This window comes from Allorhizobium paknamense (assembly GCF_030815125.1).
Classification (GTDB): domain Bacteria; phylum Pseudomonadota; class Alphaproteobacteria; order Rhizobiales; family Rhizobiaceae; genus Allorhizobium; species Allorhizobium paknamense.
Genome location: NZ_JAUSWH010000011.1, coordinates 82226 through 95523, shown reverse-complemented (window position 1 = coordinate 95523; position 13298 = coordinate 82226). Strand labels below are relative to the sequence as shown.

At 60.3% G+C, this 13298-nt stretch carries 16 protein-coding genes and 2 tRNA genes; 3 read left to right on the top strand and 15 right to left on the bottom strand.

The window, feature by feature from the left end:
- The 10 genes from QO005_RS16390 to QO005_RS16345 form a co-directional block, all read right to left on the bottom strand.
- Nucleotides 1-76 (bottom strand) — tRNA-Phe (locus QO005_RS16390).
- A gap of 237 nt (nucleotides 77-313) precedes the next feature.
- Nucleotides 314-538, bottom strand: a complete 225-nt coding sequence (yacG, locus tag QO005_RS16385) for a DNA gyrase inhibitor YacG (protein ID WP_307159138.1) — start codon at nucleotides 536-538, stop codon at nucleotides 314-316.
- 2 nt (nucleotides 539-540) lie between these two features.
- Nucleotides 541-1161: a Maf-like protein gene (locus tag QO005_RS16380; RefSeq protein ID WP_307159137.1), complete on the bottom strand. Its 621-nt coding sequence runs from the start codon at nucleotides 1159-1161 to the stop codon at nucleotides 541-543.
- Nucleotides 1162-1177: 16 nt separating this feature from the next.
- Nucleotides 1178-1396, bottom strand: a complete 219-nt coding sequence (gene infA / locus QO005_RS16375; RefSeq protein WP_007759621.1) for a translation initiation factor IF-1 — start codon at nucleotides 1394-1396, stop codon at nucleotides 1178-1180.
- A 120-nt stretch (nucleotides 1397-1516) separates the two neighbouring features.
- The gene (locus QO005_RS16370; RefSeq protein ID WP_307159136.1) at nucleotides 1517-2002 is read right to left on the bottom strand and encodes an arsenate-mycothiol transferase ArsC; all 486 of its coding nucleotides are present in this window, start codon (nucleotides 2000-2002) and stop codon (nucleotides 1517-1519) included.
- A gap of 10 nt (nucleotides 2003-2012) precedes the next feature.
- The gene (locus QO005_RS16365) at nucleotides 2013-2486 is read right to left on the bottom strand and encodes a UPF0262 family protein (RefSeq protein ID WP_307159135.1); all 474 of its coding nucleotides are present in this window, start codon (nucleotides 2484-2486) and stop codon (nucleotides 2013-2015) included.
- 3 nt (nucleotides 2487-2489) lie between these two features.
- Entirely contained in the window at nucleotides 2490-3788 is a 1299-nt protein-coding gene (gene hisD / locus QO005_RS16360) for a histidinol dehydrogenase (protein WP_307159134.1), read from the bottom strand.
- Nucleotides 3789-3866: 78 nt separating this feature from the next.
- Complete coding sequence (locus tag QO005_RS16355) at nucleotides 3867-4304, bottom strand: DUF2948 family protein (protein WP_307159133.1); 438 nt, start codon at nucleotides 4302-4304, stop codon at nucleotides 3867-3869.
- An 83-nt stretch (nucleotides 4305-4387) separates the two neighbouring features.
- On the bottom strand, nucleotides 4388-5680 hold the full coding sequence (gene murA / locus QO005_RS16350) for a UDP-N-acetylglucosamine 1-carboxyvinyltransferase (RefSeq protein ID WP_307159132.1): 1293 nt from the start codon (nucleotides 5678-5680) through the stop codon (nucleotides 4388-4390).
- A gap of 119 nt (nucleotides 5681-5799) precedes the next feature.
- On the bottom strand, nucleotides 5800-6003 hold the full coding sequence (locus QO005_RS16345; protein ID WP_307159131.1) for a hypothetical protein: 204 nt from the start codon (nucleotides 6001-6003) through the stop codon (nucleotides 5800-5802).
- 139 nt (nucleotides 6004-6142) lie between these two features.
- Between QO005_RS16345 and QO005_RS16340 the strand changes: the two genes are divergently transcribed.
- Nucleotides 6143-6217 (top strand) — tRNA-Thr (locus QO005_RS16340).
- 173 nt (nucleotides 6218-6390) lie between these two features.
- Here the strand turns inward: QO005_RS16340 and rfbA are convergent.
- The 4 genes from rfbA to rfbC form a co-directional block, all read right to left on the bottom strand.
- Nucleotides 6391-7260 carry a glucose-1-phosphate thymidylyltransferase RfbA gene (rfbA, locus tag QO005_RS16335; RefSeq protein ID WP_307159130.1) on the bottom strand — a complete coding sequence of 290 codons (870 nt, stop codon included), beginning with the start codon at nucleotides 7258-7260 and terminating at the stop codon, nucleotides 6391-6393.
- Nucleotides 7261-7342: 82 nt separating this feature from the next.
- Entirely contained in the window at nucleotides 7343-8236 is an 894-nt protein-coding gene (rfbD, locus tag QO005_RS16330) for a dTDP-4-dehydrorhamnose reductase (protein WP_307159129.1), read from the bottom strand.
- On the bottom strand, nucleotides 8233-9294 hold the full coding sequence (gene rfbB / locus QO005_RS16325) for a dTDP-glucose 4,6-dehydratase (protein ID WP_307159128.1): 1062 nt from the start codon (nucleotides 9292-9294) through the stop codon (nucleotides 8233-8235). Before rfbB ends, rfbD begins: the two co-directional genes overlap by 4 nt.
- A gap of 26 nt (nucleotides 9295-9320) precedes the next feature.
- The gene (gene rfbC, locus QO005_RS16320) at nucleotides 9321-9884 is read right to left on the bottom strand and encodes a dTDP-4-dehydrorhamnose 3,5-epimerase (protein WP_307159127.1); all 564 of its coding nucleotides are present in this window, start codon (nucleotides 9882-9884) and stop codon (nucleotides 9321-9323) included.
- A 181-nt stretch (nucleotides 9885-10065) separates the two neighbouring features.
- Here rfbC and QO005_RS16315 point away from each other — a divergent pair, with 181 nt between their 5' ends.
- Entirely contained in the window at nucleotides 10066-11193 is a 1128-nt protein-coding gene (locus QO005_RS16315; RefSeq protein WP_307159126.1) for a glycosyltransferase family protein, read from the top strand.
- Between the two features lie 8 nt (nucleotides 11194-11201).
- On the opposite strand, the gene QO005_RS16310 is transcribed toward QO005_RS16315, so the two are convergent.
- Nucleotides 11202-12044 carry an NAD-dependent epimerase/dehydratase family protein gene (locus QO005_RS16310; RefSeq protein ID WP_307159125.1) on the bottom strand — a complete coding sequence of 281 codons (843 nt, stop codon included), beginning with the start codon at nucleotides 12042-12044 and terminating at the stop codon, nucleotides 11202-11204.
- Between the two features lie 250 nt (nucleotides 12045-12294).
- Between QO005_RS16310 and QO005_RS16305 the strand changes: the two genes are divergently transcribed.
- Nucleotides 12295-13107 (top strand): cephalosporin hydroxylase family protein, encoded by an 813-nt coding sequence (locus QO005_RS16305; protein ID WP_307159124.1) that lies wholly within the window; start codon nucleotides 12295-12297, stop codon nucleotides 13105-13107.
- Nucleotides 13108-13298: the final 191 nt, after the last annotated feature.

The window sequence follows — 13298 nt, the reverse complement described above, 5'->3', positions numbered from 1 at the left end:
TGGTGCCCGGAGGCGGATTTGAACCACCGACACGCGGATTTTCAATCCGCTGCTCTACCAACTGAGCTATCCGGGCATCCTGGCCTTTTGGCCGCTACGGTGATGTTTCACCGGAGGGGGAAGTGTTTCCCCCGGAAGCGAGGGCGGTTATAGCATCTAATTCGCCGCTGTCCAGCCGCAAATGTCACTTTTTTGAACGCCCTCGCAAAAACCCGTCAAGCCCCTGAACGAACATGCTTTTTGAGGCTACCAGAGCATTGTCCCGAGAAACGTGGAACCCGGTTTTCCGTTCGGAAATGCAGAAAAACTAAGCTTACTCTTCGCCTCCGTCGCCCGCCTTGCTTTCATCTTCCGTTACTGGAATGGCATAGGAGCCTTTGAGCCAGCGGGAGAGATCGAGATTGCGGCAGCGATCCGAGCAGAAGGGGTAGTTTTCCCGGCTAGAGGGCTTTCCGCATTCCGGGCAAGGGCGCGGCTTGCGCAGTGGCTCGACTTTCGCGCTGGCAGCAGCAGCGCTTGTCTGTGGTTTTTCCGTCATGGTTACCCTTCCAGCCAGCGGGCCGCCACGTCCATGCCCTCGCCGGTCAGAAGTTGCACCGTTTCATGCAGCGGCAGGCCGACAACATTGCTGTAGGAGCCCACCAGCCTCTGCACGAAGCTTCCGGCAATGCCCTGGATGGCATAGGCGCCCGCCTTGCCGCGCCACTCGCCGGAGGCGAGATAGGCATCGATTTCATGGGATGACAAACGCTTGAAGCGCACCTTGGTTTCCACCACGCGCTGGCGCAGCTTGCGATCCGGCGTCACCAGGCACACGCCGGTAAAAACCCAATGGCCGCGACCCGACAAGAGGTTGAGCGCCGCAAGCGCTTCATCGGAAAATTCGGTCTTGGGCAGAACCCGCCGCCCGACCGCCACCACGGTATCGGCGGCCAGAATGAAGCTTCCCTGCCATTCGGGCTCGTCGGCAAGGCTTTGCAGCGCAGCCTTTGCCTTGTCGGTTGCCAGACGTCTGGCCAGCGAGCGCGGCTGCTCGTTCTTTTCCGGCGTTTCGTCGAGATCCATCGGCATCAGCCGGTCCGCCTCGATCCCCACCTGCCTCAGCAGTTCCACGCGGCGTGGCGAGCCGGAGGCCAGGATCAGCTTGCGTGGTGCCGCCATGGCGAAACCTCCGCTCTTACTTGAAGCGATAGGTGATGCGGCCCTTGGTCAGGTCGTAAGGGGTCATTTCCACCAGCACCTTGTCGCCGGCGAGAACGCGGATACGGTTCTTGCGCATGCGGCCTGCGGTGTGGGCAATGATCTCGTGTTCATTTTCCAGCTTGACCCGGAACGTCGCATTGGGCAGCAATTCCGTAACGATACCGGGAAATTCGAGAACTTCTTCTTTTGCCATCGAGGGGTTGTCTTTCTGTGTCTTTTGGCGCGCAAAGAGCAGCGCCGGTCAAATGTGCGCGGAAACTACACAATCGACGCGGTTTTGTGAACCACGCCGATCACCATTTCTCACCCTGTTTCAATCGCCGCCCAGCGGCTGCGTTCCGGGTCTCTTGAAGCGCTCTTCTATGAGCTTTGTCAACCTGTCACGCACATCGCGATAGGCCTCCAGGCGCTGATCGCGGCTTCCGGTCTCCACGGTCGGGTCGGGGGTCGGCCAGTAATCCACCTCGACGGAGGAGGATCGGGTCAATTCCAGTGCTGCATGATGCGCCTCCGGCGCCAGCGTCACGATCAGGTCGAAATAGGCATCCTCCAGATCTTCCAGGGTCTGCGGCTGGCGCTTGCCGAGCGACAGGCCGATCTCGTCCAGCACCGCATCCACGAAGCCGTCACGCTCGCCATGCCGCACCCCGGCGGAGGCGATGTAGATGCCGGATGGCAAAAGCCGCCTTGCAATGGCCTCCGCCATGGGTGAGCGAATGGCATTCATGCCACAGAGAAACAGGACCGACCGAGGCCTTTCTCCCGCTTTTTCCGGCATGTCTCTCGGGGTTGCACTCATCCCGCCCCCTTCAGCCGCGCCAGTAAAGCACGCAGACGAGGGTGAAAAGCCGTCTGGCACTGTCGAAATCGAGGTCGATCTTGCCCTTCAGCCGGTCCATCAGCGTCTGCGAGCCGTCATTGTGAATGCCGCGGCGGCCCATGTCGATGGCTTCGATCTGGCTGGGCGTTGCCGAGCGGATCGCCTCGTAATAGCTTTCGCAGATCATGAAGTAATCCTTGATGATCCGACGAAGCGGCGTCAGCGACAGGATGTGGGTGGCAACATCCTCACCGCTCTCGGTCTTGATCGAAAAGACCAGCTTGGAATCCACCAGCGACAGCAGCAAATGGTAAGGCCCGCCGGGATGGCCGACGGGCTCGAACCGGTTCTCCTCGATCAGATCGAAAATGGCGACGGCCCGCTCATGCTCGACATCCGGCGTCGAACGCCCGATCGTCTCATCCAGCACGACATCCGAGAGCCTGTAGTCGCCCTTTGCCATGGCTCATCCCGCCAGATTGACGCGGATCGCCACCGAGCGGGCATGCGCATCCAGCCCTTCGCTTTCGGCCAGCGCGATGGCAGCCGGGGCAAGCTTGCGCAACTGCTCCGGCCCAAGCCGCAGGATCGAGGTGCGCTTGACGAAATCCAGCACCGATAGCCCGGAGGAAAAGCGCGCGGACCGCGCGGTGGGCAGCACATGGTTGGAGCCGCCGACATAATCGCCGATCACCTCCGGCGTATGCCGGCCGACGAAGATGGCGCCCGCATTGCGAATGCCAGCCATCAGCGCATCGGGTTCGGCCACGGCCAGTTCCAGATGCTCGGCGGCAATGCGATTGGCCAGCGGCACGGCGTCCTGCAAATCCTTCACGATGATCAGCGCTCCGAAATCCCGCCAGCTGGCCTCGGCGGTCTCGGACCGGCTCAGCAGTTTCAACTGCCGCTCAACAGCGCTTTCCACCGCCTTCGCCAGGGCCGGATCATCGGTGATCAGAATGGACTGCGCGCCGCGATCATGCTCGGCCTGGGCCAGAAGATCGGCGGCCAGCCAATCGGGATCATTGTCCTTGTCGGCGATCACCAGCACCTCGGAGGGTCCGGCGATCATGTCGATGCCGACTGTGCCGAACACCTGCCGCTTGGCAGCCGCCACATAGGCATTGCCGGGACCGACGATCTTGGCGACAGGGACGATGCTCCCGGTGCCATAGGCCAGAGCCGCCACGGCCTGCGCGCCGCCGATCCGGTAGATTTCATTGACACCGGCGATCTTGGCGGCAGCCAGCACCGTGGGATTGATCGCACCACCGGAGGCCGGCACCACCATGACCACGCGCGGCACACCGGCGACCTTGGCGGGTACGGCATTCATCAGCACGGAACTGGGATAGCTCGCCGTGCCGCCCGGAACATAAAGGCCGACCGCATCGATGGCCGTCCAGCGTGAACCGAGGCCCACACCGATGGCATCTTCATAGATATCATCCTTCGGCAATTGCCGGGCGTGATGCCGCTCGATCCGCTCGGCGGCAAGCTTCAACGCATCGATAACCGTCGATGAAACGGCAGCGGTGGCAGCTTCGATCTCGGCTTCGCTCACCCGCATGGGCGTTACGGTGAAATCGAGACCGTCGAATTTCCGGGAATAATCGGCGAGTGCTGCATCGCCCCGCGCCCTGACATCCTCGATGATTGCCTTGACGACGGTGTTCACGTCCTCGGAAACTTCCCGCTTCGTCGTCAGGAAGGCGGCAAAGCGGCTCTCGAAATCCGCCGATGCCTGTTCAAGCCAGAGTGCCACTGAAACGCATCCTTATTGAAGTCTCGCAGTCTGCTGCCTGCCTTCCCTGCCCGATGGGCCGCCAGGGGCGGCCTCTCCTCAGGCCAGGCTGTGATCAGGCTTTGCCTTCGTTTCCCACGCGCCGCCGACATCTGCAAGCTGAACTTCGATACATTCAACATCAAGCGCAATGGTTGCCCCTGCCGCGCAGGTCAGTTCGATCACGCCTTCCGGCCCCTCCCCCGTCTGACGGAAGGCAACGGCCAGGAGGCTCAGCACTTTTTCACGATCTTCGCGATCAATGCCCACCGAACGCACGGCGCGCACGCGTTTGATGCTGAGGGCTGCCCGGCGACGCTCGAAGCCGCGCTTTTTGCGCTGGTTCTCTTCCCAGACGAAGCGATTGGCCTTGAGGGTGAAAATGCCGTTGCGCGCCGTATACTCCACATCAGCCAGCTTGAAGACGGCATCCTGCATATGGGCAGACACGATGGTGAGATCGTCCTTATCGAGTGCCAGAAGCTTGAGGTCGGTCATGAGCAATGTCCATGGAGGAATATTGCCTTGGAAATAGTCATTGCGCCGCCGCTTGGCAACGGCGCGACGAAAAACCGTGACGATCAGCCGCTGATTCGTTCGACGATCGCGCCGCAGCGGGTCAGCTTTTCCTCAAGCCGCTCGAAACCACGGTCGAGATGATAGACGCGGTTGACCAGCGTTTCACCTTCCGCAGCAAGCCCTGCAATGACGAGCGACACCGAGGCGCGCAGATCCGTGGCCATGACCGGAGCGCCACGCAGGCGCTGCACGCCGTCGATACGGGCCGTCTGCCCGTTCAGGGTGATCTTTGCGCCAAGGCGAGCCAGTTCCTGCACATGCATGAAGCGGTTTTCAAAAATGGTCTCCGTCACATGCGCCACGCCCTGTGCCCGGGTCATCAGACCCATGAACTGCGCCTGCAAATCCGTGGGGAAGCCCGGGAAGGGCTCGGTGACGATATCCACGGGGCGGATAGCATCGCCATGGCCGATCACGCGAATGCCGCCATCCACGGCGGAAATCTCGGCGCCAGAGCGGCGCAGTGCCTCGATGGCGGTGTCGAGCAGGGCGATATCGGTATCTTCCAGCGTCACATCGCCGCCAGCCATCGCCACGGCCATGGCATAGGTGCCGGTTTCGATGCGGTCCGGCAGCACGCGGTGGCGCGCGCCCGAAAGGCTGGTCACGCCTTCAATGGTGATGGTCTGCGTGCCCGCGCCGGAGATTTTCGCGCCCATGGCATTGAGGCAATTGGCGAGATCGACCACTTCCGGCTCACGGGCGGCATTGTGGATGGTGGTAACGCCACGCGCCAGCGAGGCGGCCATCATCATCACATGCGTCGCGCCGACCGAAACCTTGGGGAAGGTGTAGCTTGCGCCGATCAGGCCGCCCTTCGGCGCCGTGGCTTCGATATAGCCGCCATCGATCTCCATGGTCGCGCCAAGCGCCGCCAGCCCCTCGATGAAGAGATCGACAGGCCGTGTGCCGATGGCGCAGCCGCCCGGCAAGGAGACCCGCGCCTTGCCTTCACGCGCCAGAAGCGGGCCGATCACCCAGAAGCTCGCCCGCATTTTCGAAACGAGGTCATAGGGCGCGGTGGTATCGACAATGGTGCGGCAGGTGAAATGCACGGTGCGGGCATAGCTTCCCGACTGACGCTCACGGCGGCCATTGACGGCGACATCGACGCCGTGATTGCCGAGAATGCGTAAGAGAAGCTCGACATCGGCCAGATGCGGCACGTTTTCCAGCGTCAGCGTATCACTGGTCAGCAGCGAGGCGATCATCAGCGGCAGGGCGGCATTTTTTGCGCCTGAAATGGGAATGATACCGTTCAAGGCGTTGCCGCCGACAATCCTGATGCGATCCATCCGTGCTGATTACGGGGCGAACCCCGCCTTTCCTTGGTTTAAGAGAAGCCTGCCGCGTGCGGCTTGAAACGGTTGCTTTAGTGTCTTTTGATTTGAAAATAAACCCGGACGACAGGTTATTACACATCGCCTTCAGGCGAATTTGCGGCAGGCAGGCCCTCGCCCTCATCGGCGCCGCCCGCCCGGCGCGCTCGCGCCTGCGTCTTTCGCCGCATCAGGTTTTCACGCAGTTTCTGCGCCGCGCGTTGGCGGCGCAGATCCGCCGCCGTGGCAGGCTTGGCACGCGGGCCGGAGGGCTTTGAAGGGTCGGTCTCGTCACTCATGCAAAGGGTGATAGCGCAACTGGGGAAAAAGCGGAAGTTCCACATTTTATGACAGGAAAGTCGTTTTGGCGCTTGCGCTCCGATTCAAGCTGTGGCAATAGGCCCCTCGTTCCGACACGGTTGCGAAGCCGGTCAAGATGCTGCGGTAGCTCAGTGGTAGAGCACTCCCTTGGTAAGGGAGAGGTCGAGAGTTCAATCCTCTTTCGCAGCACCATTTTCCAAAATTTTCAATAGATTCATCGTCTAGAGACGTGCCATTTTTTGCGCCGTTGTTTGGCATGAACCATAAAAGACAAAAGCCCGTATGCCGCTTTTCAGGTCGGCTACGGGCTTTAAAGCATTTTCAAGGAAAGCTTAAATTGCCGTCAGGCGAGGATGGGGCTTTTCTCAAAGCCCCTTCAACAGCCTTTGCAGATATTGGCCATAGGTGCTTTTGCCATATTGCTGTGCAAGCACGTTCAACTGATTGGCATCAATGAAACCCAGGCGGAAGGCGATTTCTTCCGGGCAGTTGATCTTGAAGCCCTGGCGCCGTTCCAGCGTCGCCACGAATTCGGAGGCCTCCAGCAGGCTGTCGGGCGTGCCGGTATCGAGCCAGGCATAACCACGGCCCATTTTCTCAACGCTGAGCTTGCCGCGCTCCAGATAGACGCGGTTCACATCGGTGATTTCCAGCTCGCCGCGCGGCGAAGGCTTCAGATTGGCGGCAATATCCACCACATCCTTGTCGTAGAAATAAAGCCCGGTCACGGCCCAGTTGGACCGGGGCTCCAGCGGCTTTTCCTCAATGGAAACGGCCTTCATCTCGCGGTCGAATTCCACCACGCCATAGCGGTGCGGGTCGTTGACGTGATAGGCGAAGACGGTTGCCCCCTCTTCCCGGCGCACCGCATTGCGGAAGAGATCGTTGATGCCATGACCGTAGAAGATATTGTCGCCGAGGATCAGGCAGGACGGATCGGAACCGACGAAATCTGCGCCGATGATATAGGCCTGCGCCAGACCGTCTGGCGAAGGCTGCTCGGCATAGCTCAGCGAAATACCCCATTTCGAGCCATCGCCCAGCAGCGCCTGGAAATTCGGCAGATCCTTCGGTGTCGAAATGATCAGGATCTCCCGAATGCCCGCCAGCATCAGCGTCGACAGCGGATAGTAGATCATCGGCTTGTCATAGACCGGCATGAGCTGCTTCGAGGTCACCAGCGTCATCGGGTGAAGCCTCGTGCCGCTGCCGCCAGCGAGAATGATGCCTTTCATGAAAAGCTCCTTGCCTTCAAAAGCTGGATTGGAAAACGGCGGCGGAGCAAAACAGTCCGGCCACCGTCTGTCATCAGGTAACTCAGGACAGCATCCGCGCCACCACCTCGGCCGTCGAGGCCTGCCACGATGGCAGGGTCACGCCATGCACGGCGGTGAGCTTGCCGCAGTCCAGCCGCGAATTGGCCGGGCGCTTGGCAGGTGTTGGATAGGCGCTGGAGGGAATGGGATTGACCTTTGCGGACGGCCCGCCCCTTTCGGCGGAGATGCGGAAAATCTCCGCGGCAAATTCGGCCCAGCTTGCCTCTCCCGAACCCGTCATGTGAAACACGCCGCGCAAAGCGGCATCGCGGGATGCAATCAGATTGCTCGCCACCGCCAGAACCGCATCGGCAATGTCCAGGGCCGAGGTGGGATTGCCGCGCTGATCGTCAACCACATTCAGCTCGTCCCGCGTTTCGGCAAGCTTCAGCATGGTTTTGAGGAAATTCTTGCCGAAGGGGCTGTAAACCCAGGCCGTGCGCAGAATGGCATGATTATCGGTGGCCGCCGCCACGGCACGCTCACCTTCCAGCTTGCTGCGGCCATAGACTCCGAGCGGCGCGACCGGATCGCTTTCCAGATAAGGCGCAGGCTTCGACCCGTCGAAAACATAATCCGTCGAAATCTGCAGCACCGGAATATCGAGCATGGCAGCCGCCTTCGCCAGCGCTGCAGGCCCCTGCCCGTTCACCGTCAAGGCAGCAGCCTCATCGCTTTCCGCCTGATCGACGGCCGTATAGGCGGCGGCGGAAATGACGATATCCGGCTTGAGCGCCAGGACGGCGTCCACGATGCCGTCCGGCGCGGCGAGATCGATCTGCGGACGCCCGACGGCCAGGATTTCGACATCCTGGCGCGCTGCGGCCCGTTCCACAAGCGATTGCACCACCTGACCCTGGAGGCCGGTGACAAGATAGCGGCGGCGCATGCTCATCCCGCCGTTCCCGTTTTCAAAAGGCCGAGCCGGCTGCCGTCATAGCCCTGTCGCAGCGGCGCCCACCACCACTCATTGGCAAGATACCAACGCACGGTTTTCTCAATGCCGCTCTCAAAATTTTCCTGGGCCTTCCAGCCCAGTTCCGTTTCCAGCTTGGTGGCGTCGATGGCATAGCGCGCATCATGGCCGGGACGGTCCGTCACATACTGGATCAGCCGTTCATGCGGCCCGCCCGCCGGATTCAAGTCATCCATCAGCGCGCAGACGCGCTTGACCACATCGATATTGCGCCGTTCATTGCGCCCACCGACATTATAGGTCTCGCCGATCCGTCCGCGTTCGGCAATGATGTCCAGCGCCCGGGCATGATCCTCGACATAGAGCCAGTCGCGAATATTGGCGCCATTGCCGTAGACCGGCAGCGGCTTGCCTTCCATGGCATTGAGGATCATCAGCGGAATGAGCTTTTCCGGGAAATGGAACGGCCCGTAATTGTTCGAGCAATTGGAAACCACCACCGGCATGCCATAGGTGCGCGCCCAGGCCTTGGCGAGATGATCGGAGGCAGCCTTCGAAGCCGAATAGGGCGAGCTCGGATCATAAGGCGTCGTTTCCATGAAAAGACCGTCTTCGCCCAGCGACCCATAGACCTCGTCCGTCGAGACATGCAGGAAGCGGAAGCGTTCCTTTTCCTCGCCCGTCAGTCCCTGCCAATAGCCGCGCGCTGCCTCCAGCATGGTGAAGGAGCCCAGCACATTGGTTTCCACGAAATCCCGCGCACCGGTGATGGAGCGGTCCACATGGCTTTCCGCTGCCAGATGCATGATGCGGTCCGGCCTGAAACTGCGCATGGCCTCGGCCATGGCGGCACCGTCGCAGATATCGGCCTTCAGGAAACGATAGAGCGGATTGCCTTCGACAGCCTTCAGCGAGGTCAGCGTGCCTGCATAGGTCAGTTTGTCGACGTTCAGCACGTCGTATTTCTTGTCCAACACCAGATGCCGAACCACGGCAGACCCGATAAAGCCTGCTCCACCGGTAACGAGTACGCGCATAGTCTTTCGCCCTCAATCGATTAGGCTTACGCCGTATAGGTAAAATGAGCCTGCAATTCGGCAAGACGCGGCTGCTTTTGATCCTTGTCGGACAAAACGGCCTTGCCCTCTTCAACCGGCCAGATGATGCCAAGCGCAGGATCGTTCCACAACAGGCCCCTGTCATGGTCGGGGCTGTAATAATCCGTCACCTTGTAGCTGATCACCGTATCGGGGGCGAGCGTGCAGAAGCCATGGGCAAAGCCCGGCGGCACCCAGAGCTGACGGCCATTTTCCGCCGTCAATTCCGCAGAGACGGCCTGCCCATAGGTGGGCGAACCGCTGCGGATATCCACCGCAACATCCAGAAGGGCGCCCGCCGTACACGAGACGAGCTTGCCCTGGGCACGCGGGTTGAGCTGGAAATGCAGGCCGCGCACCGTACCGGTCTCTGCGGAAAAGGAACGATTGTCCTGCACAAAGGTAAAATCGCCGATCTCGGACTGAAACAGCGAGGCCTTGAAGGTTTCCATGAAATAGCCGCGCGAATCGCCAAAGCGCTTCGGGGTGATCAGCACGACCTCTGGGATCGCCATTCGCTCAAATTGCATGATCATTCCTGTAAAATACCAGCTTTCGAATGCTTCAAGCATAAGCTTACCCCGGCAGCAAGGCTGAATTTCACTCCTCACCGGTCATCCAAGCCTCGCGCCAGCTTGAAATGCGAGGAAAAGCGCAGGCTGGAGTTGTCCTGTCCTTACCCAAACGCCGAAGCCGTCATTGGAGATATCGATGCCGAAGCTGTCTCTCTGCATTCCCGTCGAACCGGGCCATGCCTTGCCGCTGCCACTGATCGACAGCCTGCTGAACAACGAGGCGGCCGATCTCGAAATCATCCTCTCGTCCTTTGGAAACAGGCTGGCGGAAAGTGATGAAATCAGGACCCTGGCGGAGCGCGATGGCCGCATCAAGCTCTTGCCGCCGGCGCCGGACCATCTCTCGACAGCACAATTGTGGATCGGCACCGTGGCTGCGGCCCGGGGGGACTGGGTATCGCTGGTCTGTGCGGAGGACATGATCGAGCCCGATCTGCCGGCACTTCTGGCGCATGTGGAAAGCACGATCCCGACCGCCGACGCGCTGGGCTGGTCTCCCTTCCAGATCGCCCCGGACGCACCACGCAACATCAAGACAACCGTGGCCGTTCCTGTGTTGCACAATGTGACGCCCTTCGAAAAGGAGGCGATGCTGGAAGCCTTCTTCCACTGGAAGGGTGCCCAGCAGGTGCCAAAAATGCCCTTCGGCCTGTTTCACGGCGCCATCAAGCGCAGCCTGCTGGAGACGATCCTTTCCAATTGCGGTGACATCAGCTGGCTGACGCTGACGCCGCACTATGAGTGGGCGGCAAGGGTGCTGATTTTCGCCAACGCGCTGGCCTTTTCCAACCGCCCGCTATCAGCCGTCAGCGTCCGGCCCTTCAAGCCCCAGGCCGTGCCGTCGGCACTCAAAGGCTTTCCGCTGCATTCCGGCATCGGCCTGACAGCGGCCATTGCCGAGGTGCAGGCCCGGGTTCTCGCGGAATTGGGCAGCCAGTGGAATGGTTTCGGCGAAGACTTCGTGCGCGCCTGCATGTATGATTGCGCCCTGGAGCACGACAAGGCCCGCTTTACCATCAAGTTCGAAGCCTATCGTCAGGCCTTGGCGGCCCTTCCAGGAGGGCATGCCTTCATCGCCGCCTTCCAGCCGCCTTACAATCCGCATCCGCCGGAAGACAAACGGCGCGGACTGCACGGCACCGTGCTTCTGGTGGACCGCTTCATTGGCAGAGCCGTGACGGCGCAGGATTTCTTCAGCGTCATGCGCGCCGTTCTCACACCCGTCAGCCTCATGACGAAAGCGGATGTGAAACTCGTTCGGTAGGCTTTGCGCTACGCTCTTGCCACATTGCACACGCCAACCACAGCAAGCGGGTCGGAGGGGTGAATATCGGCGGTTCCGAATTCGAGAAGATCGCGCCGTCCATATTCGTCGGCGATCTTCTCCACGAAGGCCCGGATGGTGATGGCTTGACCCGAGCAGATATTGATGGCGCCCTCCTGTCCGGTGTCCACCACCCCGGCAATCATCGATCCGGCCTCACGCACATCCAGAAAGTCCCGCAACTGCGTTCCTTTCGATAATTTGGCGACCTCGCCTGCCTGCAGTTTCTGCCGCACATAAGGCACGAGACGCCGGGGGTGCTCGCCCTCGCCAAACAGATAAAAGATGCGGCACCAGGAAAAGGGCAGGGCCTTTGCCTTGAAAAACTGCTGCAGCATGTGGAAGCAGCCAATCTTGGCGGCAGCATAGAGGGTGCGCGGCTCCAGCGGATCATCGACGGTCAGACGCTCCGATGGCCAGCGATATTCCGCACAGGTCCCAACCCCGATGAAATGCGCGACCCCGGCCCGGGCAGCCCCTTCCGCCAGCGCCATGGTGCCGGCCACGCAACGGAAATTTTCCGGCGAATCGAGATAATCGACCGGATTGACATACCAGGCTGCGTGAATGACGGCATCGATGCCCTGGCAGTGCTCGGCCCAGATCTGCGGCGACAGGTCGAAAAGATCATCCGTTGCAATAATATGTGCCGGGGTGCCCGCCTCCTTCAGCCGATCGATGCCGCCCAGCCGCAAGGGCGCCACGACCTCGTGACCGGCTTCAATGAGCGAAAGGTGTATCTGACGTCCGACGAAACCCGTCGCGCCGGTGAGCAGGATGCGTTTGGCCACGGAAAGACAATCCCTTGCAGTGCCCCGCCGAAAGGGCTTTGATGACATCGCAATGGTAAAGCACCGAAAGACCTGTGCAATGGAGGGCACTCGGCAAAGGTCAGTTTCACACAGGCCAATTTCGCTATCGCTGGTGAGAACCCGAACCATGTCCACTTTCAAAAAGGACATGTGTTCTTTTCTTGCTTCCGTTCACGGGACGGCGCTTTCGAGCCTGCCTTGAGTGACCGGAGCCGTGATCAGGTGGGCAATGAGCGCAATTGAAGAGTTCGAGGCTTCCGTAAGCCGCAATATCGAAGCCATTGGCAAGAACGGCGAATTTCTCGATCTGGCCAATCTGATGATGCAGAAATGCGTCAATCTCCACTACATGTACAATTTCAGCTGGTTGGGCCGTCCCATCATCCAGATCCCGCAGGATAGCTATGCGATCCAGGAAATGATCTGGAGGGTCAAGCCGGACCTCGTCATCGAGACCGGTATTGCCCATGGCGGTTCGCTTATTCTCAGCGCCTCCATGCTGGCGATGATCGATTATTGCGAGGCCGTCGAAGCAGGCAGATCGCTGGACCCGAAGGCCAGCAATCGCCGGGTGCTCGGCATCGATATCGATATCCGCGCCCATAACCGGGCCGCCATCGAGGCGCATCCGATGAGCCACAAGATCGACATGATCGAGGGGTCTTCGGTCGGAGCCGAGATTATCGAACAGGTCCGGGCCCATGCCGCCCGGCACGAGACCGTGATGGTGTTCCTCGATTCCAATCACACCCATCAGCATGTGCTGGACGAGCTGGAACTCTACGCGCCCCTCGTCTCCAAGGGCTCCTATTGCGTCGTCTGGGACACGCTGATCGAAGACATGCCGGCGGATATGTATCCGGATCGCCCCTGGGGCCCCGGTGACAATCCACGCACTGCGGTCAGGGAATATTTGCGACGCCTGCAGGACGAAGGCCGGGCCGCTGCCGATGGCGCGGCATTGAACCTCGATTATGACAAGACGCTCGAACACAAGATCGCTCTTACAGTGTCCAGGGGCGGCTTCCTGAAGCGCTCGTAGAGCATTGTCCCGAGAGAATTGCCGTCGCGGTTTTCCGTCCGGAAATGCGTAAAACTGGAGCATTTCCAGGAAAAGTGGACTCCGGTTTTCCGTCCGGAAATGCGTAAAACTAAGATTTAGAGCGCTTCTTTCAGCCAGCTTTCAAAACCACGCGAAAAAGAAGAGCCGATCTGATTCTCATCAGATCGGCT